Origin of the sequence: Pseudomonas sp. IPO3749 (genome assembly GCF_013386605.1) — a bacterium.
Lineage (GTDB): Bacteria > Pseudomonadota > Gammaproteobacteria > Pseudomonadales > Pseudomonadaceae > Aquipseudomonas > Aquipseudomonas azotoformans_A.
Map to the genome: position 1 here is coordinate 222,373 of NZ_JACARN010000012.1, position 23,115 is coordinate 245,487.

Annotated in this window: 20 protein-coding genes; 8 read left to right on the forward strand and 12 right to left on the reverse strand. The window is 58.8% G+C overall.

What is annotated here, in order from left to right; translation table 11 throughout:
- Positions 1 to 89: 89 nt before the first annotated feature.
- From HX812_RS05740 to rplM, 5 genes are all read right to left on the reverse strand, one after another.
- Positions 90 to 869: a cytochrome c1 gene (locus tag HX812_RS05740; RefSeq protein ID WP_010213166.1), complete on the reverse strand. Its 780-nt coding sequence runs from the start codon at positions 867 to 869 to the stop codon at positions 90 to 92.
- Positions 869 to 2,080: a cytochrome bc complex cytochrome b subunit gene (locus HX812_RS05745; RefSeq protein WP_003188526.1), complete on the reverse strand. Its 1,212-nt coding sequence runs from the start codon at positions 2,078 to 2,080 to the stop codon at positions 869 to 871. The genes HX812_RS05740 and HX812_RS05745 overlap by 1 nt, the downstream gene beginning before the upstream one ends.
- Positions 2,080 to 2,673 carry a ubiquinol-cytochrome c reductase iron-sulfur subunit gene (petA, locus tag HX812_RS05750; protein WP_038844905.1) on the reverse strand — a complete coding sequence of 198 codons (594 nt, stop codon included), beginning with the start codon at positions 2,671 to 2,673 and terminating at the stop codon, positions 2,080 to 2,082. The genes HX812_RS05745 and petA overlap by 1 nt, the downstream gene beginning before the upstream one ends.
- A gap of 266 nt (positions 2,674 to 2,939) precedes the next feature.
- Entirely contained in the window at positions 2,940 to 3,332 is a 393-nt protein-coding gene (gene rpsI, locus HX812_RS05755; RefSeq protein WP_002555064.1) for a 30S ribosomal protein S9, read from the reverse strand.
- Between the two features lie 14 nt (positions 3,333 to 3,346).
- Positions 3,347 to 3,775: a 50S ribosomal protein L13 gene (gene rplM, locus HX812_RS05760; RefSeq protein WP_003188508.1), complete on the reverse strand. Its 429-nt coding sequence runs from the start codon at positions 3,773 to 3,775 to the stop codon at positions 3,347 to 3,349.
- 248 nt (positions 3,776 to 4,023) lie between these two features.
- Between rplM and HX812_RS05765 the strand changes: the two genes are divergently transcribed.
- Positions 4,024 to 5,064, forward strand: coding sequence for an NADP(H)-dependent aldo-keto reductase (locus HX812_RS05765; protein ID WP_038844903.1), 1,041 nt, complete (start codon positions 4,024 to 4,026; stop codon positions 5,062 to 5,064).
- A 113-nt stretch (positions 5,065 to 5,177) separates the two neighbouring features.
- Here HX812_RS05765 and HX812_RS05770 read toward each other — a convergent pair whose 3' ends face one another.
- Positions 5,178 to 6,314 (reverse strand): acyl-CoA dehydrogenase family protein, encoded by a 1,137-nt coding sequence (locus HX812_RS05770; RefSeq protein ID WP_177128123.1) that lies wholly within the window; start codon positions 6,312 to 6,314, stop codon positions 5,178 to 5,180.
- A 220-nt stretch (positions 6,315 to 6,534) separates the two neighbouring features.
- Here HX812_RS05770 and HX812_RS05775 point away from each other — a divergent pair, with 220 nt between their 5' ends.
- Positions 6,535 to 7,455, forward strand: coding sequence for a GlxA family transcriptional regulator (locus HX812_RS05775; RefSeq protein WP_177074854.1), 921 nt, complete (start codon positions 6,535 to 6,537; stop codon positions 7,453 to 7,455).
- A 130-nt stretch (positions 7,456 to 7,585) separates the two neighbouring features.
- On the opposite strand, the gene zapE is transcribed toward HX812_RS05775, so the two are convergent.
- The 3 genes from zapE to HX812_RS05790 form a co-directional block, all read right to left on the reverse strand.
- Positions 7,586 to 8,680, reverse strand: coding sequence for a cell division protein ZapE (gene zapE / locus HX812_RS05780; RefSeq protein ID WP_038850901.1), 1,095 nt, complete (start codon positions 8,678 to 8,680; stop codon positions 7,586 to 7,588).
- A gap of 79 nt (positions 8,681 to 8,759) precedes the next feature.
- Positions 8,760 to 10,115 carry a tryptophan--tRNA ligase gene (locus HX812_RS05785; protein ID WP_038850900.1) on the reverse strand — a complete coding sequence of 452 codons (1,356 nt, stop codon included), beginning with the start codon at positions 10,113 to 10,115 and terminating at the stop codon, positions 8,760 to 8,762.
- A gap of 24 nt (positions 10,116 to 10,139) precedes the next feature.
- Positions 10,140 to 10,769, reverse strand: a complete 630-nt coding sequence (locus HX812_RS05790) for an alpha/beta hydrolase (RefSeq protein ID WP_038850899.1) — start codon at positions 10,767 to 10,769, stop codon at positions 10,140 to 10,142.
- A 147-nt stretch (positions 10,770 to 10,916) separates the two neighbouring features.
- Between HX812_RS05790 and HX812_RS05795 the strand changes: the two genes are divergently transcribed.
- On the forward strand, positions 10,917 to 11,354 hold the full coding sequence (locus HX812_RS05795; protein ID WP_003171734.1) for a YhcB family protein: 438 nt from the start codon (positions 10,917 to 10,919) through the stop codon (positions 11,352 to 11,354).
- Positions 11,355 to 11,420: 66 nt separating this feature from the next.
- Here HX812_RS05795 and HX812_RS05800 read toward each other — a convergent pair whose 3' ends face one another.
- The 3 genes from HX812_RS05800 to HX812_RS05810 form a co-directional block, all read right to left on the reverse strand.
- Positions 11,421 to 13,142: an ABC transporter ATP-binding protein/permease gene (locus tag HX812_RS05800; RefSeq protein ID WP_038850897.1), complete on the reverse strand. Its 1,722-nt coding sequence runs from the start codon at positions 13,140 to 13,142 to the stop codon at positions 11,421 to 11,423.
- A 110-nt stretch (positions 13,143 to 13,252) separates the two neighbouring features.
- Positions 13,253 to 13,813 carry a response regulator transcription factor gene (locus HX812_RS05805; RefSeq protein ID WP_003171731.1) on the reverse strand — a complete coding sequence of 187 codons (561 nt, stop codon included), beginning with the start codon at positions 13,811 to 13,813 and terminating at the stop codon, positions 13,253 to 13,255.
- Positions 13,806 to 15,068 (reverse strand): ATP-binding protein, encoded by a 1,263-nt coding sequence (locus HX812_RS05810; RefSeq protein ID WP_038850895.1) that lies wholly within the window; start codon positions 15,066 to 15,068, stop codon positions 13,806 to 13,808. The genes HX812_RS05805 and HX812_RS05810 overlap by 8 nt, the downstream gene beginning before the upstream one ends.
- 205 nt (positions 15,069 to 15,273) lie before the next feature.
- Between HX812_RS05810 and HX812_RS05815 the strand changes: the two genes are divergently transcribed.
- The 5 genes from HX812_RS05815 (at position 15,274) to HX812_RS05835 (ending at position 23,041) form a co-directional block, all read left to right on the forward strand.
- On the forward strand, positions 15,274 to 15,987 hold the full coding sequence (locus HX812_RS05815; RefSeq protein WP_033903376.1) for an SIMPL domain-containing protein: 714 nt from the start codon (positions 15,274 to 15,276) through the stop codon (positions 15,985 to 15,987).
- Between the two features lie 90 nt (positions 15,988 to 16,077).
- Positions 16,078 to 17,679 (forward strand): ABC transporter substrate-binding protein, encoded by a 1,602-nt coding sequence (locus HX812_RS05820; protein ID WP_038850893.1) that lies wholly within the window; start codon positions 16,078 to 16,080, stop codon positions 17,677 to 17,679.
- Positions 17,680 to 17,937: 258 nt separating this feature from the next.
- On the forward strand, positions 17,938 to 19,566 hold the full coding sequence (locus HX812_RS05825) for an ABC transporter substrate-binding protein (protein ID WP_038850891.1): 1,629 nt from the start codon (positions 17,938 to 17,940) through the stop codon (positions 19,564 to 19,566).
- Between the two features lie 332 nt (positions 19,567 to 19,898).
- Positions 19,899 to 21,476 carry an ABC transporter substrate-binding protein gene (locus HX812_RS05830; RefSeq protein ID WP_370590778.1) on the forward strand — a complete coding sequence of 526 codons (1,578 nt, stop codon included), beginning with the start codon at positions 19,899 to 19,901 and terminating at the stop codon, positions 21,474 to 21,476.
- Positions 21,477 to 21,646: 170 nt separating this feature from the next.
- Positions 21,647 to 23,041, forward strand: a complete 1,395-nt coding sequence (locus tag HX812_RS05835; protein WP_038850888.1) for an OprD family outer membrane porin — start codon at positions 21,647 to 21,649, stop codon at positions 23,039 to 23,041.
- Positions 23,042 to 23,115: the final 74 nt, after the last annotated feature.

Below are 23,115 nucleotides of genomic sequence, written 5' to 3' on the forward strand. Positions count from 1 at the left end.
ATCTCTGTAACAACCGGTTAAACCAGGTCGCTACGTATTCAGAGATGCCGCTGGGCGCGCAAGATTAACAGCAATTGCTTACGGTTGGATCAATGCACATCCTTCCAGTATTCGCGTTTGAGCAGGTAGGCGAACACGAAGAAGAACGCCAGGTACAGCAGCACATAGGTACCAATGCGCTGATGCTCCAGTTTGACCGGGTTGGCCGAGTAGGCCAGGAAGGTCACGAGGTTCTTGACCTTCTCGTCGAACTGCTCGTCTGTCAACGAACCTGGGGTTTCTATCTTCAGTTGATCGCACGCTTCATGAGTCAACGGCGTGCCGGTCAACGGATCGTATTGCTTCTTGCCGTCTTCAACGACCTGAATCTGCTTGCATCCTACCACTTGCTTGCCTTGCAGGCCGACCAGAACGTTAGGCATGCCGACGTTCGGGAACACACGGTTGTTCACGCCATACGGACGCGCCGGGTCTTCGTAGAAGGATTTCAGGTAACCATAGAGCCAGTCGGTGCCGCGTACACGGGCGACCAAGGTCAAGTCTGGCGGTGCGGCGCCGAACCAGGTCTTGGCGTCTGCAGGCTTCATGCCGATGGTCATGTGGTCGCCGATCTTGGCGCCGGTGAACACCAGTTTTTCCAGCATCATTTCATGGGGGATGCCGAGGTCATCGGCCACCCGCTCGTAACGCTGGAACTTGGCGCTGTGGCAGCCCATGCAGTAGTTGGCGAAGGTGCGTGCGCCGTCCTGCATGGCAGCCTTGTCCGACACGTCGATATCGACTTTTTCCAGTTCCGGTCCGCCGTGCTCGGCAGCGAAGGACAGTAGCGGCAAGGCCGCAAGCATCAATGCAACGAATAACTTTTTCATCAGCCAGTCACCCTTTCCGGAACCGGTTTGGTCTTCTCGAGCCGGGTGTAGAACGGCATCAGAATGAAGTAGGCGAAGTACAGGAAGGTGCAGACCTGCGACAGCAACGTACGCTCAGGAGTCGGCGCCAATACGCCCAGCACACCCAGGATCACGAAGGAGATGCAGAACACCCACAGCCAGATCTTGCTCAGCCAACCCTTGTATCGCATGGACTTGACCGGGCTTCGGTCGAGCCAAGGCAACACGAACAGCACCGCGATAGCCGCACCCATGGCGATCACGCCCATGAGCTTGTCGGGGATCGCCCGCAAGATCGCGTAGAACGGCGTGAAGTACCAGACTGGGGCAATGTGCTCAGGTGTCTTGAAGGCGTTGGCCTGTTCGAAGTTAGGCTTCTCCAGGAAATACCCGCCCATCTCCGGGAAAAAGAACACGATCGAGCAGAACACGAACAGGAACACCACCACGCCGACAATGTCTTTCACGGTGTAGTAAGGGTGGAACGGAATGCCATCCAGCGGGATGCCGTTTTCGTCCTTGTGCTTCTTGATGTCCACGCCATCCGGGTTGTTGGAACCCACTTCGTGCAGCGCCAGGATGTGCAGTACCACCAAGCCCAGGATCACGATCGGCAAGGCCACCACGTGCAGGGCGAAGAAGCGGTTCAGGGTGATGCCCGAGATCAGGTAGTCACCACGGATCCACTGCGTCAGGTCGTTGCCGATCACCGGAATCGCACCGAACAGCGAGATGATCACCTGGGCGCCCCAGTACGACATCTGGCCCCACGGCAGCAGGTAACCCATGAAGGCTTCGGCCATCAACGCCAGGTAGATCAGCATGCCGAACACCCACACCAGCTCGCGGGGCTTCTGGTACGAGCCGTAGAGCAGGCCACGGAACATGTGCAGGTAGACGACGATAAAGAACGCTGACGCGCCGGTAGAGTGCAGCAGGCGCAGGATCGAGCCGTACTCGACGTCACGCATGATGTACTCGACGGAGGCGAATGCCTCTTCCGCCGACGGGGTGTAGCTCATGGTCAGCCACACACCGGTGACGATCTGGTTGACCAGCACCAGCAATGCCAGGGAGCCAAAGAAGTAGAAGAAGTTGAAGTTTTTTGGCGCGTAATATTTGCTGAGATGGTCTTCCCACATTTTAGTGGCGGGGAAGCGCGCATCCACCCAATCCATGAACTTGCTCATCACGCGTTCTCCTTATCGAGGCCAATGACAATGATGTCGTCAGATTCGTAGTTGTGCGGAGGAACCGGCAGGTTCAACGGAGCAGGCTGGGACTTGTAGACGCGGCCAGCAAGGTCGTAGTGGGAGCCGTGGCAGGGGCAGAAATAACCGCCGACCCAATCCTTGCCCAAATCGACAGGGGCCACTTCCGGGCGGAAGGTAGGCGAGCAACCCAAGTGGGTACAGAGACCGACCAGCAGCAGGATCTCTGGCTTGATCGAACGCACTTCGTTCTTGGCGTAGGCGGGTTGGTCGGACTTCTCGGATTTGGGGTCAGACAACTGGCCTTCGATCTTTTTGAGATTCCCAAGGATTTCCTCAGTACGACGAACAATGAAGACCGGCTGGCCGCGCCATTCAGCAATCATCTGCTGCCCTGGCTCGATCTTGCTGATATTCACCTTCACCGGTGCACCTGCGGCTTTCGCCTTGGCACTGGGAAACCATGACCCCACGAACGGGACCGCAGCCCCCACCGCTCCTGCAGCACCCACCACGGATGTGGCTGCTACCAAGAAGCGACGCCGGCCTGCATTCACGCCGTCATTGCTCATTCAGTCCTCTCCCATCAGCTTTTTGGCCTGTTAAATCAGGCGTCTACTAAGTGTTGAATCTTTACTTATAAAAATTTTGCCGAATGGTAATGAAAAGCCCCACGTCTGACAAGGGAATTGCCGGGAGCTCAGCCTCCAGGCCTTGTAGTATAGGGGGTCTACGGATGTGGCAAGTTGTCACGGCGATTTTTATGCATAAATCGCAGGCAATAAAAAACGCCCAGCTCCGTGAGGAGGCTGGGCGTTTTTGTGGAACGTAAAGCGAATTAACGCTTCGAGTACTGCGGACGCTTACGCGCTTTACGCAGACCGACTTTCTTACGTTCAACTTCACGAGCATCGCGAGTCACGAAGCCAGCTTTGCGCAGAGCGCCACGCAGGGTTTCGTCGTACTGCATCAGAGCGCGAGTGATACCGTGGCGGATTGCGCCAGCTTGACCACTTACACCGCCACCGATAACGGTGACGTAGATGTCGAACTTTTCAACGGTCTCGGTCAGTTCCAGCGGCTGACGAACTACCATGCGGGCAGTTTCGCGGCCGAAGAAGTTGTCCAGGGAGCGGTTGTTAATCGAGATGTTACCAGTACCCGGACGCAGGAAAACGCGAGCGGTTGCGGTTTTGCGACGGCCAGTGCCGTAATTTTGAGTCGCCGACATAATGAACTATTCCGTTAAAACTTCAGTTCTTGGGGCTGCTGAGCAGCATGAGGGTGTACAGCGCCCGCATAGACTTTCAGCTTGCGAAACATATCGCGACCCAGTGGGCCCTTAGGCAGCATGCCTTTGACCGCGATTTCGATCGGGGCTTCAGGCTTCTTGGCAATCAGGCCTTCGAAGTTGGAAGACTTGATACCGCCTGGGAAACCGGAGTGACGGTAGTACATTTTGTCGCTTGCTTTGTTGCCGGTTACACGAACCTGCTCAGCGTTGATGATGACAATGTAGTCACCAGTGTCAACGTGAGGGGTGTACTCAGGCTTGTGCTTGCCACGCAGACGGCTGGCGACTTCAGTGGCCAGACGACCCAGGGTCTGACCAGCGGCGTCGACGACAAACCAGTCGCGCTGAACTGTTTCCGGTTTTGCAGTAAAAGTTGTCATTCTTTAATAGCCTCAGGGGCCGCCCTGTAAATTAGACGGCGGATCTTACTGAATAGTGCGTACTTTGACAAGTCAAAGGCAGCCGGATACAGACGCTATCGGGGGCTCGGGTCGGCGCGTCCGTTCAACGGCAAGATTCTTCGGCAGGCGGCGCATCACTTCCACTGCAGAAAGAGGTGGGCAATTATGCAGATTGCGAAAAAAAATTCAACCTGCTTTTATGATTGTTTTCCCTGAAGGAGTACCCGATGGATTATCGACAGCTGGGCCGTACGGATCTGAACGTGAGCGCGATAGCCTTGGGCACCATGACCTGGGGCGAGCAGAACAGCGAGGCAGAGGCCTTCGCGCAGATCGAGCGGGCCAAGGGCGCGGGGATCAACTTCCTCGACACGGCCGAAATGTACCCGGTGCCGCCCAAGGCCGACACCTATGCCACCACCGAACGCTACATCGGCAATTACTTCAAAAGCCGTGGCGACCGTGCCGACTGGATCCTGGCCAGCAAGATCGCCGGCCCCGGTAACACCATCGACTACATTCGCGATGGCCACCTGCGCCACAACCGCAAGCACATCGTCGAGGCCCTGGATGCCAGCCTCAAACGCCTGCAGACCGACTGGATCGACCTCTACCAACTGCACTGGCCGGAGCGCAGCACCAACTTCTTCGGCCAACTGAGCTACAAGCACAAGGACGAAGACGACCTCACCCCACTGGAAGAAACCCTCGAAGCGCTGGACGAGCAAGTGAAAGCCGGCAAGATCCGCCACATCGGCCTGTCCAACGAAACCCCGTGGGGCACCATGAAATTCCTGGCCCTGGCCGAAGCCCGTGGCTGGACCCGCGCGGTGTCGATCCAGAACCCCTACAACCTGCTCAACCGCAGCTTTGAGGTGGGCCTGGCGGAAGTTGCGATTCGCGAGCAATGCGGCCTGCTGGCCTACTCGCCACTGGCGTTTGGCATGCTCAGCGGCAAGTACGAGAACGGCGCACGCCCGGCCAAGGCGCGCCTGACCGAGTACAGCCGCTTCAGCCGCTACTTCAACCCGCAGTCGGAAGCGGCGTGCAGCCGTTATGTGGCATTGGCACGGGAGCACGGCCTGGACCCGGCGCAGATGGCGTTGGCGTTTGTGACGCAGCAGCCGTTTGTGACCAGCAATATCATTGGTGCCACGTCGCTGGAGCAACTGGATAGCAACATTGCCAGTGCAGACCTGAAGCTCTCGAAAGAGGTGCTGGAAGGGATTGAGGCGATCCAGAAGGATCACCCAAATCCTGCGCCTTGATTGATCTGTAGACCGCTTTCGCAGGCAAGCCAGCTCCCACATTTCGATGTGTGAACACCGTCAAATGTGGGAGCTGACTTGCCTGCGATGGCGCCCTCAAAAGCACCACATGATCAAAGCGCCCGCGCAATAATCTCCTTCATGATCTCATTGGTCCCCGCATAAATCCGCTGCACCCGCGCATCCGCCCACGCCCGTGCAATCGGGTACTCCCACATAAAGCCGTAACCGCCGTGCAACTGCACGCACTCATCGAGCACCTTGCATTGCAGGTCCGTGGCCCAGTACTTGGCCATCGCCGCCGTAGGCACATCCAGCTTGCCTTCCAGGTGCAACGCCATGCACTGGTCGACAAATACCCGACCGATCTGAATCTCGGTGGCCATCTCCGCCAGCTTGAAGCGCGTGTTCTGGAAGTCGGCAATCGCCTTGCCGAACGCCTTGCGTTCGCGGGTGTATTCCAGGGTCCATTCCAGCGCCGCCTCGGCGGATGACAGCGCGCCAATGGCTACCGTCAGTCGCTCCTGAGGCAGCTCCTGCATCAAATACGCGAAGCCCGCCCCCGCTTGTCCCAACAGGTTTTCCTTGGGCACCCGCACATCCTGGAAGAACAGCTCCGACGTGTCCTGGGCCTTCATACCGACCTTCTCCAGGCGCTTGCCCTTGTCAAAGCCAGGCGTGTCGGCCTCCACCAGAAACAGGCTGGTGCCCTTGGCGCCGGCCTTGGGATCGGTCTTGGCGACGACAATCACCAGCTCGGCCAGATAACCGTTGGTGATAAAAGTCTTGGAGCCGTTGATCACGTACTCATCACCGTCCAGCACAGCGCTGGTCTTGACCCCTTGCAGGTCGGAGCCGGCGCCCGGTTCGGTCATGGCAATGGCCGTGACCATCTCGCCAGAAATCAGCTTGGGCAGGTATTTGTGCTTCAGCGTCTCACTGCCGTAATGCAGGATATATGGCGCAACAATATCCGAATGCAGGGAAAAACCGATGCCGGTCAGCCCCAGCCGGCTGATCTCTTCGATCACCACCGCGCTGTACAAAAAGTCCGCGCCCAGCCCGCCATATTCTTCCGGCAGGTGGGAACACAGCATCCCCGCCTCCCCCGCCTTGCTCCACAAATCACGGTCGATGTAGCCCTGTTTCTCCCATTGCCCATGGAACGGCGCGGCGTCTTTTTCGAGGAAGGTGCGCACGCTCTCGCGGAAGAGTTCGTGTTCCGGGCTGAACAAGGTTCTGGGAATCATGGGTCACCTGCGTGGATTGTCGGACAAGGACGAGCCCACAGAGCCTATGCCGCGAAGGCAGCACGGGACACTGGACACATGCGACAAAAAATAAGACGATCCAGCCGTCTGGTGACCACTTTCCCCTATAAGAATAAATGAAATTATGTCTAACCAAATCTCCACGCCCCTGCGGCGCGTCAGCATTTTGGCCATTGATCGGGTATTCGCTTCAACCCTCATGCAAGCCAAGGATTTCTTCCACCTCGCCAGCCTGCGTTACGGCAAGCAACTGGGCCAGGGCCTGACCCCAGCGTTTGAAACACGCCTGGTCAGCCCCGATGGACAATCGGTACGCAGCTTCAGTGATGTGATCATGCCGGTGGACGGCGGCCTGGAAGACGCCGACATCATCGTGCTACCGGCCTTCTGGGATGACTTCGATGCCCTGTGCACCCGCTACCCGCAAGTGCTGCCCTGGTTGCGTGAGCAACATGCACGCGGCGCCGTGTTGTGCGGCGAAGCCACCGGGGTGTTCTGGCTGGCCGAAGCCGGCTTGCTCGATGGCAAGGAAGCGACCACCTACTGGCGTTTCTTCAATGCCTTCAGCGAACGCTTCCCCAAGGTTCAGCTCAACCAGGACAAGCACCTCACTGACGCCGATAACCTGTATTGCGCCGGCGGCACCACTTCGGCATGCGACCTCTATATCTACCTGATCGAACGCTTCTGCGGCGCCAACATCGCCCAGGCCGTGGCCCGCGATATCCTCTACGAAGTGCAGCGCAGCTATTCACCGGGACGCATCGGGTTTGGCGGACAGAAGCTGCACCAGGATGTGATCATCCTGCAGATCCAGCATTGGCTGGAGGAACACTTCGCCGACAAATTCCGCTTCGAAGACGTGGCCCGGGAACACGGCATGAGCATCCGCAACTTCATGCGCCGCTTCCAGACCGCTACCGGTGACAAACCGCTGCATTACTTGCAACGGCTGCGTATCGAGACGGCCAAGGGACTGCTCTCGGGCAGCCGCAAGAGCATCAAGACCATCAGTTATGAGGTGGGGTATGACGATGCGAGTTTCTTTGCGCGGTTGTTCCGGCAGCACACGGAACTGTCGCCGAACCAGTATCGGCAGCAGTTTCAGCAGGCCGCATAGATAAGGTTGAACGCGGTAAAAAATGTGGGAGCGGGCTTGCTCGCGAATGCGGTGGATCAGTCAACACTTCAAGTGACTGACACTCCGCATTCGCGAGCAAGCCCGCTCCCACATTTGATCTACATCGTTCTTACGGCTTGTGCCCACGTGACAGGAACTCATGCGACTGCATTTCCAGCAAGCGGCTCAGCGTGCGCTGGAATTCGAAGTTCAAGCGCCCGCCGGTGTACAGGTCCTTCAACTCAACCTCAGCCGAGATGATCAGCTTCACGTTACGGTCGTAGAACTCGTCGACCATGTTGATGAAACGTCGCGCGATGTCGTCGGTGGTGACGCTCATCTGCTCCACACCGCTGAGGATCACGGCGTGGAAGATCTTGCCCAGTTCGATGTAGTCGTTCTGGCTACGCGGGCCGTCGCACAGCTGGCGGAACTCGAACCAGGCCACGTCATCGCAGGTACGCAGCGCGATGATTTCGCGGTTCTCGATCATCAGCTTGTCGTTTTCCACCGCCTGGGTGCATTCCGGCGTGAGGGCGCGGAAGCTTTTTTTCAGGCTTTCGTGGGCCGCTTCGTTCAGCGGGAAGTGGAACAGCTCCGCTTGCTCCAGGTGACGCAGGCGGTAGTCGACGCCGCTGTCGACGTTGACGATTTCGGTGTTCTGCTTGATCAGCGCAATGGCTGGCAGGAAGCGTGCGCGTTGCAGGCCGTCCTTGTACAAGCCGTCGGGCACGATGTTCGAGGTGGCCACCAGGGTCACGCCGTTCTTGAACAGTTCTTCCATCAGGGTGCCGAGGATCATGGCGTCGGTGATGTCGGAGACAAAGAACTCATCGAAGCAGATCACCCGCGCTTCTTCGGAGAAACGCTTGGCGATGATGGTCAGCGGGTTTTTCTCGCCCGGCAGGGTCTTCATCTCTTCGTGCACGCGCTTCATGAAGCGGTGGAAGTGCGTGCGCACCTTTTCCTTGAACGGCAGCGCTTCGAAGAAGGTGTCGACCAGGTAAGTCTTGCCCCGGCCTACGCCGCCCCAGAAGTACAGGCCTTTGACCGGCGTGTAGTCTTTCTTGCCAAACAGCTTGCTGAACATTCCCGGCTTGTTCTGCGAGGCCGCGATCAGGTCGTCGTACAGGCGCTGCAAATGACGCACCGCATTTTCCTGGGCCGCGTCATGGAAGAATTCAGGGCGTTTCAGATCAGCTTGATATCGTTCTAGGGGCGTCATAATTTCGTTAGCAAGGCAACAAAAACGGGCCGTCACTGTAACGACGGCCCCGGATAATGGCAATCAACCCTTGGTCGGGTTAATCCTCGATGGGGGTCAACGCAACGCGCAAGGCTTGGATGGCCGCATTGCGCGACACTTCGTCGGCGAACTCGGCACTGTCGGCCACCACGGCACCGTCCAGCCATACGCTGAAGCCTAGGGCCTCAGGGCGTACGTCCAGCGCGTCGCCGCTTTGCAGTTGCTTGGTCACCGCGCCTGCCGCCTTGCCGTCGGCAAAATTGCGCGACAACAGCAGTTGCTCGCCATCGGCCGCCAACAGGCGGAAGCGGAAGCTGCCGTCGTCCTCGCGAAAGCTCACGAAGCGCGCGGCTTTGGCGGTTTTCTTCTTGGCGGCGACCGGCGCCGCAGCCTGGTTGACGAACGAACGCAGACCCACGGCTTCACGCAGCTCAGCCAGGAACGGTGCAGCCACGGCGCGCGCTTTCTTGGCGCCGATCAGCAGCAGGTCTTCCATGTCCGAAGGACGCGACATCAACTGGTGATAGCGTTCGCGGGCTTCGCCCAGTTGGCCATCCAGCAGTTGGAACAGACGGTTCTTCGCCTCGCCCCAGCCCAGCCCTTGCAACAGGTCGGCGCGGAACTCTTCTTCCTGGGCCTTGCTGGCAAATGCCTGGTACAGGGTAAACAGGTGCGAATTATCCGGGTCCTTGGCTTCGCCCGGCGCGCGGGAATCAGTGACGATCCGCGAGATCGCGTCCTTCATGTCCTTGGCGCTGGTGAACAATGGGATGGTGTTGTCGTAGCTCTTGGACATCTTGCGGCCATCCAAGCCCGGCAAGGTGGCGACGCTTTCTTCGATCAGCGCCTCGGGCATGGTGAAGAATTCTTTACCGTTGCCGAACAGGTGGTTGAAGCGCTGGCCGATATCACGGGCCATTTCCACGTGCTGGATCTGGTCGCGACCGACCGGCACCTTGTGCGCGTTGAACATCAGGATGTCCGCCGCCATCAGCACCGGGTAGCTGTAGAGGCCCATGCTGATGCCCGCATCCGGGTCTTCGCCGGCTTCCACGTTCTTGTCCACCGAGGCCTTGTACGCATGGGCACGGTTGAGCAGGCCCTTGGCGGCCACGCAGGTGAGCAGCCAGGTCAGCTCGGGGATTTCCGGGATGTCGGACTGGCGGTAGAAGGTCACCCGGTTCACATCCAGGCCACCGGCCAGCCAGGTCGCGGCGATTTCCATGCGCGAGCGCTGGATGCGCTGCGGGTCATCGCACTTGATCAGGGCATGGTAGTCGGCCAGGAAGTAGAAGGAGTCGGCATTGGCGTCCTGGCTCGCGAGGATCGCCGGGCGGATCGCACCGGCGTAGTTGCCCAGGTGCGGCGTGCCGGTGGTGGTGATGCCGGTGAGGATACGGGTACGAGTCGTCATGGGTAATCGCTTATCAGACTGCTATCAATTCGAGAGTCGCGGCAGCACCAGATCCTTCAGATCGGTGAGCTTGCCGTGAAAAAAGTGTCCGCATTCTGCCACTTTCAGCAGCTCATGGGGGCGATTCAGGGCGGCAGACCAGTCGTAGACGGTCTGTGGGTCGACCACTTCGTCGGTTTCCGGCTGGATCAGGGTCAATGGGCAACCCTGTGGCAGCGCATCGGTATCGCGCAGGCGCATCACCGCTGCGGCAACCATGAACAAATGTGACAGCTTTTCACCCTTGGCTTCCAGGCGACCGCCGAGGCTGGCGGCCACGTAGCCACCGAAGGAAAAGCCGAGCAAGGTGATCGGCAGGTCCGGGTGTTTTTCCCGCAGCCAGGTGGCGGCCGCTTCGGCGTCATCCACTTCACCGGTGCTCATGTCGTGGGTGCCGGCACTGGCGCCGACGCCACGGTAATTGAAACGCAAGGTAATCAAACCGGCATCGCGGGCGGTGCGTTGCAGGGTCGATACGACTTTATTGAGCATGGTCCCACCCTGCACCGGGTTGGGGTGGCAGATCAGCGCCAGGCCACGTGGCTCGGGGTGATCCAGGTACAGGGCTTCCAATTGGCCTACCGGGCCATCGATCAAAACGGGGGTTTCACGCATGAGCAAGAGATGAACTCCGTGACCTCACAAAGGGTCGACTCGTCTAGCTAAAAGTCTGTGCTTGGCATCATTGCGAGCTTAATCGCGGTATACAGCGCAGGTTTGAGCCGTTAACGTAAAGCAAAGCCGTTTATAGAGGAAGGACTCGTGGAACACTCGCTCTTAGTTTGGTTGTTGCCGACTCTTGCCCTGGTTGCCGGTGTCGCCATTGGTTTCCTGGTTGCTCGCTTGCTGCCGAATGCCGCGCCTAACCGCACGCAGCGTCAGCTGGATGACATTCAGGAACGTTTTGACAGTTATCAGAACGAGGTTGTTACCCACTTCAACAGCACCGCGACCCTGGTCAAGAAGCTCACCCAGAGCTACCAGGAAGTACAGGATCACCTCGCCGATGGCGCAAACCGCCTGGCCCTCGACGACATCACCCGCCAGCGCCTGCTGGCCGCGTTGCATTCCGATGCACCGCAAACCCCACGGGAGCGCCTGACCCCGCCACGGGAAAACCAGGAGCCACCACGGGACTACGCGCCAAAAACGCCGAACGCCCCAGGCATGCTGGATGAGCATTACGGTTTGAAGAAGTAACTTAATCTTCAAGCATTAAAAAGCCCGGCTGATCGATGATCAGCCGGGCTTTTTGTTGGCTGGCGTTTACACCGGCTGTTCTTGCAGCATCCCACCCTCGATCCGCACATGCCGACCATGGAAGCGCTTGAGGCTGCTGCGATGGCCGACGCTGACGATGCTCAGCCCCGGCAGCTCATCGATCAGCGCCTGATACAGCGTGGCCTCGTCCTCTTCATCCATGGCCGACGTGGCTTCGTCCATGTACAGCCATTGCGGCGCGAACAACAAGGCGCGGGCGAACGCCAGGCGCTGCTGCTCGCCCGGCGAGAGCATGCGTTGCCAGTGGTTGGCCTCCTCCAGCCGCTCAACCAGATGCGGCAGGCGGCAGGTTTCCAGGACCTGTGCATAACGTTCGGCCGGGTAGACGCTGTCGTCCTGTGGATAACTCAACACCGCCTTCAGCGTGCCAATCGGCAGGTAAGGTTTTTGCGGCAGGAACAAATAACGTTCGGCCGGCAGGCGAATAGTGCCGTGGCCGTTGGGCCACAGGTTGCCCATGGCGCGTAGCAAGGTCGACTTGCCACTGCCGGAACGCCCACTGAGCATCAGCCGCTCGCCTTCAGCCACTGTCAGGTCGGCGCCTTGCAGCAAATGCCGGCCGTCCGCCAGGTCCAGGCTCAGGTCTTTGACCTGCAAGTCGCCACCCTGGTGTTGCAAGCCAATGCCCATCGTGCGGCTTTCGTTTTCCTGCATGGCCTGGCCGAAACTCAACAGACGATCACAGGTCGCGCGCCAACTGGCCAACAGCGTGTAGGCGTCGACGAACCAACTCAGGCTGCCCTGCACACTGCCGAACGCCTGGGCCACCTGCATCAGCACGCCCAGTTCGATCTTGCCGGAAAAGTAACGCGGCGCCGCGACCACAAAGGGAAAGATGATCGCGATCTGGGAGTAACCGCTGGTAAAGAAATTAAGGCGCTTCTTGAGCTGCATGATGTTCCAGAAGTTGCTCCACACCCGTCCGAAGCGTGCGCTCAATTGCTGGTGTTCGTTGGGCTCGCCATTGAACAGCGCGATGCTTTCCGCGTTCTCCCGCACCCGCACCAGGCTGAAACGCAAGTCAGCCTCAAAGCGTTGTTGGCGATTGCTCAAGCCGATCAGTTTTCGACCGATCAAGTGGGTCAACCAACTGCCGATCACCGCGTAGATCAATGCCGCCCAGAACATGTAGCCGGGAATGGTAATGCCCCAGATTTCGATGCTGCCAGACACGCCCCACAGGATCACCGAGAACGACACCAGGCTCACCAAATTGGCGATAAAGCCCAGCCCCAGCGTGAGCGTGCTGCTGGTAAACGCGTTGAGGTCTTCGGAGATACGCTGGTCGGGGTTGTCGGTGTAACCACCGTATTCCAGGTGGTAGTAATTCTTGTGGCCCAGCCACTGGGCGAAATAGGTTTCCGTCAGCCAGCGGCGCCAGCGGATGGTGAGCATCTGTTGCAGGTAGGAGGTGAACACGCCGGTCACGATCGACACCACCGCAATCACGCTGAAGTACATCAGCAGATGGGTAAAGGCGTCGTAGTCCTTGTTTTCCAGCGCGTTGTAGAAATCACGGTTCCAGCTGTTGAACCACACCGACACGGCGACACTGAACAGCGACAACCCCAGCACTACCAACAGCAGCAGCCAGGCCTTGGCCTTTTCTTCGCTGCGCCAGTAAGGCGTGATCAACCCCCACACCCGCCGTAAAAATTGCCCACGCACCGCGTCGTTGACCGCGGAATACTCAGCGTTCTGATTCATCGTTCAGGCTCTGTAAGAAAATGTGACAGGCGTTCGAACCGATCATAGTTGATCGGTTCGAGGCTCCGTGCGGCCTGAAGCAGATTGTTCAGCTGTTGTTCAGATCAGCCTCAGCGGCGTACCGGGCGCTTCTGCAACTTGCGCTGCAAGGTACGGCGGTGCATGCCCAGGGCGCGGGCAGTGGCGGAGATGTTGCCTTCGTGCTCAGTCAGCACGCGCTGGATGTGTTCCCACTGCAGTCGGTCCACCGACATTGGGTTTTCCGGCACCAGGGTGTCCAGGTCGGCGTGCTCGGAGAGCAAGGCGGCCAGTACGTCATCGGCATCCGCCGGCTTACACAGGTAGTTACAGGCGCCGCGCTTGATCGCCTCGACGGCGGTGGCGATGCTGGAGTAACCGGTGAGGATCACCACGCGCATTTCCGGGTCGAGTTCCAGCAGCTTGGGCAGCAGCACCAGGCCGGAGTCGCCGTCCATCTTCAGGTCGAGCGCGGCGTAGTCCGGCAGGTCGGCCTGGGCGATGGTCAAGCCTTCCTCGGCCGACCCTGCGGTGCTGACACGGAAACCGCGACGGCTCATGGCGCGCGCCATCACGCGGGTAAAGGTGGCGTCGTCATCTACCAGCAACAGGTGCGGCAGTTCTTCGCCTTCGACTTGGATCTCGTCACTCATCGATATCTCCTCGTGCGACACGGGGCAGGCGCAGCTCGGTGAGCGTGCCACCTTCCTCATGACTATAGAGCTTCACTGAGCCGCCCGCGCGGGTCACGCTGGCCTTGCTCAAAAACAGGCCAAGGCCGAAGCCTTTGCCCTTGGTGGTAAAGAAGGGTTTGCCGATCTGCTCGGCAATGGCCAGCGGCACGCCCGCGCCGTGGTCACGAATGCTGATGGTCACGTCTTCGGCGTCCCAGTCCAACTCTACGCCCAACCCCTCGGGACAAGCGTCGGCGGCGTTGTTCAGCAGGTTAAGCAGCGCCTGGGTCAGGTCCGGTGGCGGCGCCATGCGCGGCACGCTGCCCTGGCCCAGCAGGTGGAAACGGTAACTGGCTTCGGGGCGCATCAGGTGCCAGCGGTTCAGGGCTTCGTCGAGCCACTGGGTCACGTCCTGCATTTCCACCGCCAGGCGACGATTGGCTTCGGCGGCGCGCACCAGTTGCTGCAGGGTCTGCTTGCACTGCTTGACCTGTTCGCGCAGTACGCCGAGGTCTTCTTGCAGCGCCGGGTCGTGATGGTCCTGAGTCATTTCGTTGAGCAGCACGCTCATGGTGGCCAGGGGTGTGCCCAGCTCATGGGCGGCGCCGGCAGCCTGGGTAGCGACAGCCAACAGTTGCTGGTCACGCAGGCCCTCTTCACGGCGAATGGCACGCAGTTCTTCCTGGCGACGCAGTTCTTCGGCCATGCGCGCCGCGAAGAAGGTGATCACCGCTGCGGACAGCGCGAAACTCAGCCACATCCCGTAAATCTGCAGGTTTTCCCGAGCGATCGGGAAGGTTTGCAGTGGGTAGAACCGCGCCAACAGCAAGGTGTAAAGCGTCAGGGCAATACCCGACAGCACCACCGAATAGCGCCACGGCAAAGTCACGGCAGCGATGGTCAGCGGCACCAGGTAATACGAAACAAACGGATTGGTGGAACCGCCGGAGAAATACAGCAACACACTGTGGATAAACAGGTCGCAGGCCAATTGCAGGGCGTATTCCAGCTCGGTCACCGGCCACGTGGTACGCAACCGGATCGCGGTAAACACACAGAGCACAGTGGAGAAACCGAGGGTCACACCCAGTTGCAGCCACGGCAGCGGCAGCAGGTCGAACCAATAGGCAAGCCCGACGGAGCCGGCCTGTGCGGCCAGTACCAGGGTACGGATGAACGTCAGGCGCCAGAGGTTCTGGCGGGTGGCGGAAGTCAGTTTTACGGCGGCGAGCATGTGCTCTCCCGGTGAGCGCTGCAGGCGGATCGGCAGGAGTATAAACGAAGCAGGCGGGCTGGCACGGCGTGTGTGGCTCTTTGCCGCAGGCCGGGCGAATGACCGTTCGTCGGCATCACCACAACTTGTAGCTAATGTGTAAACCCGAAGAACCCGATGCCACCGTCTACAGTCATACCCAACACGACTATCTCAAGGAGCTTCCATGTCTCGTTTCACTCGCAGTGCAGCCGCCCTCACCCTCAGCGTCGGCACCCTGGTCAGCCTGCCAGCACTGGCCGCTGACGCACTGAACTACAACCAGATTTCCCTGCGCGCCGAGGTCAGCCAGGAGGTGGCCCGCGACAAGATGATCGTGACCCTCTACACCGAATCCCAGAACAGCGACCCGGCCAAGCTCGCCGCCGAAATCACCACCACCATGAACAAGGCCTTGGGCCAGGCGCGCGAAGTCAAAGCAGTGACCCTGCGCCAAGGCAGTCGCAACAGCTACCCGATCTACGACAGCAAGAACCAGAAGATCACCGGCTGGCGTGAGCGCGCCGAACTGCGCCTGGAAAGCGCGGACTTCCCGGCATTGTCCAAGCTCACCGGCGAACTGCAGAGCACCCTGAAAATGGACAACATGGAGTTCTCCATCGCCGACGCCACGCGCAAGTCCAGCGAAGATGCCTTGCTCAAAGATGCCGTCGCCGCGTTTAAAGCACGCGCGCAACTGGCCACCGATGCGCTGGGTGGCAAGGGCTACAAGATCGTCAACCTGAACTTCAACACCAACGGCTACCCGATGCCGTATGCCCGTGGCGGCATGATGATGAAAGCGGCCATGGCCGATTCGGCACCCACGCCTGAAGTGGAAGCCGGCACCAGCCAGGTCAACATGAGCGCCGATGGCGTGATTGAAGTGCAGATGCCGTGACCCCTACCTGATAAACCTGAACGGCGTTACCCTCGGTAGCGCCGTTTTCGTTCGGGCAGCTTATATATGCCTGCCACTTCAGGGGTCTCCATGGAAAGAATTGCCTTAAAACCGCTCCTCCTCGCCGCCGGCCTGCTGGCGTTTATGCCACTGGCCCAGGCGGCCAGTACCCTGGTCTACTGCTCCGAAGCCAGCCCCGCCGGTTTCGACCCCAGCCAGTACACCAGCGGCACCGATTTTGATGCGTCTGCCGAAACCGTGTTCAACCGCCTGACCCAGTTCAAGCGCGGCGGCACCGAAGTCGAGCCTGGCCTGGCGACGAGCTGGGACGTGTCCAAGGACGGCCTGACGTATACCTTCCACCTGCGCGATGGCGTCAAGTTCCACACCACCGATTTCTTCACCCCTACCCGCGACTTCAACGCGGATGATGTGCTGTTTACCTTCAACCGCCTGCTGGATGCGCAAAGCCCGTTTCGCCAGGCTTACCCTTCCGAATCGCCCTACTTCACCGACATGGGCTTGAACACCACGATCAAGAGCGTCGACAAACTCGACGAGCACACCGTGCGCTTCAACCTCAATAACGTCGATGCGTCGTTCGTACAGAACCTGGCCATGAGCTTCGCCTCGGTGCAATCCGCCGAATACGCCGCGCAACTGCTCAAGCAAGGCAAGGCCGAAGAGATCAACCAGAAACCGGTAGGCACCGGGCCGTTTGTATTCAAGCGCTACCAGAAGGATTCGCAGATCCGCTACGTAGCCAACAAACAGTATTGGAAACCCGAGGATGTGAAGCTCGACAACCTGGTGTTCGCCATCACGCCAGATGCGGCGTCGCGCCTGCAAAAGCTCAAGGCCGGTGAATGCCAGGTCAGCGGATACCCGCGCCCTGCGGATATCGAGGTGATGAAACAGGACCCGAATTTGCGCGTGCTGCAACAAGCCGGTTTCAACCTGGGTTTCCTGGCCTACAACGTAACCCACCCGCCGCTGGACCAGCTCAAGGTGCGCCAGGCGCTGGACATGGCAATCGACAAGCCGGCAATCATCAAGGCCGTGTACCAGAGCGCCGGACAATTGGCGCAGAACGCACTGCCGCCTGCGCAGTGGTCTTATGATCCCGGCATCAAGGACGCGCCTCACGATCCTGCGAAGGCCAAGGCGCTACTAAAAGAAGCAGGGGTTGCACCCGGTACCACCATCAACCTGTGGGCCATGACCGTACAACGCGCCTCCAACCCCAACGCGCGTATGTCCGCACAGATGATTCAGCAAGATTGGGAAAAAATCGGCATCAAGGCCAATATCGTCAGTTATGAATGGGGCGAATACATCAAACGCGCCAAGAATGGCGAGCATGACGCCATGATTTATGGCTGGACCGGTGACAATGGCGACCCGGATAACTGGCTGGGCGTGCTCTACAGTTGTGCTGCGGTCAAGGGCAGTAACTACGCCAAATGGTGTAACCCGGCCTACGACAAACTGGTGCAGCAAGCCAAGGTCAGCAACGACCGCGAGCAGCGCATCAAGTGGTATCAACAGGCACAAAAAATCCTTAAGGAACAAGTACCTATAACGCCTATCGCGAACTCGACGGTTTTCCAACCGCTGCGAAAGGAAGTCAAGGACTTCAAGATCAGCCCCTTCGGCTTGACGCCGTTCTACGGCGTGAGTCTAGAGAAGTAACAGCGACGCCCCAACCGAGTGCGCTAGACGCCTCGGTTGGTCATTTTTGGTGCGCCGCCTGCACCGAAAAAACCCTCGAAATAGACGCAAATATGTACAAACTTTCATAATTGCGACATTCCTGTACGTTCGTACCACTGTTTTACCTCTGTAACGGTTCAGCATCTTGCAATGGGTATGGCGCCTGCATCAGTATCCGCAGGCCGACTCACGAGGTCGCCCTCACCACCAAAAATGACAACAAATCATGAGGCCAACATGCTTAAACACGCAGTCATTCCGTTAATTGTTAGCGCTGGCCTTATGGCCGCAGCTCCTTTCGCCCAAGCGGCGACTAACCTGGTGTTCTGCTCCGAAGGGAGCCCGGCCGGTTTTGATCCAGGCCAGTACACCACCGGAACAGACTTCGATGCCTCGGCCGAAACCATGTTCAACCGCCTGACCCAGTTCGAGCGCGGCGGCACCGCTGTGATTCCTGGGCTCGCCACCAGCTGGGACGTGTCCCCGGATGGCTTGACCTACACCTTCCACCTGCGTGATGGCGTCAAGTTCCACACCACCTCGTATTTCAAGCCGACCCGTACCTTCAATGCCGATGACGTGCTGTTCACGTTCAACCGCATGATCAACAAGGACGATCCGTTCCGTAAGGCCTACCCCACCGAGTTCCCGTACTTCACGGACATGGGGATGGACACCAACATCAAGAACATCGAGAAAGTCGACGAGCACACCGTCAAGTTCACCCTTGGCACTGTGGACGCCGCTTTCATCCAGAACCTGGCAATGAGCTTCGCTTCGATCCAGTCGGCTGAATACGCCGCCCAACTGTTGAAAGAAGGCAAGGCCGCGGACATCAACCAGAAGCCGGTCGGCACTGGCCCGTTCGTGTTCAAGAGCTACCAGAAAGACTCGAACATCCGTTACACCGGCAACAAGGACTACTGGAAACCTGAAGACGTGAAGATCGACAACCTGATCTTCGCCATCACTACCGACCCGTCGGTGCGTATCCAGAAGCTCAAGAAAAACGAATGCCAGATCACCCTCTTCCCACGTCCGGCCGACCTCAAGGCGCTGGGCGATGACAAGGACCTGAAACTGCCGCACCAAGCCGGTTTCAACCTGGGCTACATCGCCTACAACGTCATGGACAAGGTCAAGGGCAGCGGCCAGCCCAACCCGCTGGCCGACCTGCGCGTACGCCAGGCGCTGGACATGTCGGTGAACAAGCAGCAGATCATCGACTCCGTGTACCAGGGCGCCGGCCAGTTGGCCGTCAACGCCATGCCGCCAACCCAATGGTCGTATGACACCACCATCAAGGACGCCAAGTACGATCCTGAGAAAGCCAAGTCGCTGCTCAAGGAAGCGGGCGTCAAGGAAGGTACCGAAATCGTCCTGTGGGCCATGCCGGTTCAGCGTCCGTACAACCCGAACGCCAAGCTGATGGCAGAAATGCTGCAGAACGACTGGAAGAAGATCGGTCTCAACGTGAAGATCACCAGCTACGAGTGGGGCGAGTACATCAAGCGCTCCAAAGGTGGCGAGAACCAGGCCATGATCATTGGCTGGAGTGGTGACAATGGTGACCCGGACAACTGGCTGAACGTGCTGTTCGGCTGCGACTCGCTGCAAGGCAATAACTTCTCCAAATGGTGCGACAAGAAATTCGACGGCATCGTAAAAGAAGCCAAGGCTACGTCGGACGTCGCCAAACGCACCGAGCTGTATAAGCAGGCGCAACATATCCTCAAAGATGCTGTCCCGATGACACCTATCGCGCACTCGACGGTGTATCAACCCATGCGTTCCACCGTGCAGGACTTCAAGATCAGCCCGTTTGGCTTGAACTCCTTCTACGGCGTGAGCGTCAGCGGCAAGTAAGGATCATTGGCGGCGACGTTTCCTAACGTCGCCGTTATTGCATCCGCCTAGACCGTAGGAAACAGACCACACCCGCAAACCGTTGCGTCCTACAGCAATGAACTGCGATGCGTGACTCCGTTGCCTACAAGGTCAATCCGATTTGGTGCATTTACTGCCAGGTCCGCGACCCATAACGTCGTAGGACAGCAGAGGCAACCAGTTCGGAATGGCACTTGCTGCGTGTGGGATCAGTGATGTCACCCTGGCCAAACGCCAGGGTGATTGCTCGCTGATGACAACTACAATCAAGGATCGGGATCGTCATGCGCCATACCACCGTTCTATCCGCAATGTTTGCCACCAGCCTGCTGGCTGTGGCCACGATGGGCCACGCCGCCGACAAGCAGAGCCTGGTGTTCTGCTCGGAAGGCAGCCCGGCCGGTTTTGATACCGCGCAATACACCACCGCCACCGATAACGATGCGGCCGAGCCGCTGTATAACCGCCTGGTTGAGTTTGAAAAGGGCGAGACCGGTGTCGTACCTGCGCTGGCAACCAAGTGGGATATTTCGCCAGATGGCCTGACCTACACCTTCCATTTGCGTGAAGGGGTGAAATTCCACAGCAACAAGGAATTCAAGCCAACGCGGGACTTCAACGCCGACGACGTGCTGTTCACCTTCAACCGCATGCTTGACCCCGACCATCCGTTTCGCAAGGCCTACCCCACCGAGTTTCCGTACTTCAACGGGATGAGCCTGAACAAGAACATTGCCAAGGTCGCCAAAACCGACCCGCACACCGTGGTGATGACCTTGAACACGGTCGACGCCGCGTTTATCCAGAACATCGCCATGAGCTTCGCCGCGATCCTCTCGGCCGAATACGCCGAGCAGTTGCTCAAGGCCGGTAAGCCGAGCGACATCAACCAGAAGCCGATCGGCACTGGCCCTTTCGTGTTCCAGCGTTATCAGAAAGATTCGCAGATCCGTTATGTGGCCAACAAACAGTACTGGGACCCGAGCAAGGTCAAGCTGGACCAGTTGATCTTCGCCATCAACACCGATGCGTCGGTGCGGGTGCAAAAGCTCAAGGCCGGCGAGTGCCAGGTGACCCTGCATCCGCGTCCGGCTGACGTCGATGCCCTCAAGGCCGACCCGAACCTGCAACTGCTGACCAAGCCGGGGTTCAACCTTGGCTATATCGCCTACAACGTGCGTCACAAGCCCTTCGACCAGCTCGAAGTGCGCCAGGCGCTGGACATGGCGGTGAACAAGCAGAGCATCCTGAACGCCGTGTACCAGGGCGCCGGGCAATTGGCCGTCAATGCCATGCCGCCGACGCAGTGGTCCTACGACGACAGCATCAAGGACGCCGCCTACAACCCGGAAAAAGCCAAGGAACTGCTCAAGGCCGCCGGCGTGAAGGAAGGCACCGAAATCACCCTGTGGGCGATGCCGGTACAACGTCCGTACAACCCCAACGCCAAGCTGATGGCCGAGATGCTGCAAAGCGACTGGGCCAAGATCGGCCTCAAGGTCAAGATCGTCAGCTACGAGTGGGGCGAGTACATCAAGCGCACCAAGAACGGTGAGCACGATGTGAGCCTGATCGGCTGGACCGGCGACAACGGTGACCCGGACAACTGGCTGGGCACCCTCTACAGCTGCGACGCCATCGGCGGGAACAACTACTCCATGTGGTGTGACCCGGCGTACGACAAGCTGATCAAGCAAGCCAAGGTCGTGACCGACCGCGAACAAAGGACTGTTCTGTACAAACAGGCGCAGCAACTGCTCAAGCAGCAGGTGCCGATCACGCCCGTCGCCCACTCGACGGTCAACCAGCCGTTAAGCGCCAAAGTCGAAGGTTTCAAAGTGAGCCCCTTCGGCCGCAACGTGTTCTCGGGCGTCAGTATCACCCCATAAGAAAATAACCGGATTGCGCAAGGCGGATACCGCCTTGCTGCAAACGCGCGGCCTTTTGTTGGGAATTTTCCTACGCCAAACGTTTGCAAAGGCTTGAACGAGTTACACACCCAATAGCCGGATCACCAAAAAAGACCGGCATTAAAAAGAGAACCAAAGGAGCTTCATCAATGAAACTGAGCAGCAAAGCGCTTCTGGCCTTGGCCATCAGCAGCATCACGGCCACCGCCTACGCTGAATCCGCCAGCCAGGACTTCGTTCCTACCACACTGGCCGGCACCAGCGCCCAAAGCGAGGCCAAGGGCTTTATCGAAGATTTCAGCCTGGGCGGCACCACGCGTAACTGGTACTCCCACGAAAGCAAATACCGTGGCGGCACCTTCGAATACAAGAAACATGGCCAGACCCTGACCGACCGTAACCGTACCAACTGGGTACAGGGCACCATCATCAACGCCAGCTCGGGTTTCACCCAGGGCACCGTGGGCGTGAAGACTGAATTGGCGGTCTACAACGCCTTGGTCCTGGACCGCAGCAAACGCGACATCAAGGGCGGTTCCAACCGTACCCTGGCTGACTCCGATGGCGATGCAGTCGGCCAGTGGAGCAAACTGGGTCTGGCCAACGTGCAGTTCCGTGTGTCGAACACCACGTTGACCGCCGGTCGTCAGAACTTCAGCAGCGGCATCGTCGACACCATCGGCAACCGTGCCCTGCCGTCGAGCTTTGAGGGTGTGAGCTTCAACAGCGAAGAGTTCAGCAACCTGTCGTTCCAGGGCGGCATCTTCGATCGCGTTTCGCCACGTTCCGAGCAGAGCCTGTCGAAATTCCGTACCGAATACGGCAATGGCGCGGAAACCGACAAGGTGTCCACCCTGGGCCTGAACTACCAGCCACTGAAAAGCCTGAAAGTCAGCGTCTTCGGCGCCAACGTGAAGGACTTCTGGAACCAGTACTACTTCGGCGCAACCCACGAGTTGGGCGACGCTCAGCAACTGGCGCTGACCACCGGCTTCAACTACTACAAGACGGTCGATGAAGGCAAAAAAGAGATGGGGGAAATCGACAACGATACCTACTCCCTGTCCCTGGGCCTGGCCCACCAGGCTCACAGCCTGACCTTCTCGTACCAGGCGGTGAACGGTAACGAATACTTCGACTACCTGCACGAAACCAACGGCATCTACCTGGCCAACTCCCTGACCTCCGACTTCAACGGCCCGAACGAGAAATCCTTCCAGGTCGCCTACGGCATCAACATGGCCGAATACGGCGTGCCAGGCCTGAAGTTCAACATCTACTCGGCGCGCGGCTGGGGCATCGACGGTACCCACTACACCGGTAACAACGGTCGGGCCAAGTTCGCCTACGACGGCATCCAGAACCAAGACGGCGAAAAACACCAGGAATACGGCATCGGTGGCTCCTACGCCATCCAGAGTGGCCCGCTCAAGGCCACTACCGTGCGCGCAACTTATGTTGAGCACCGTGGCAGCGAGTTCCAGGCTGACGGCAGCATCAAAGAGTTCCGTCTGGTGACCACTGTTCCGTTCAACATTCTTTAATTAGCGCCAGGTAGACGGCGGGCTCAGGACGAGCCCGCCGTCTACGCTTGTCTGGTCCCATCGATTGCAGAGGG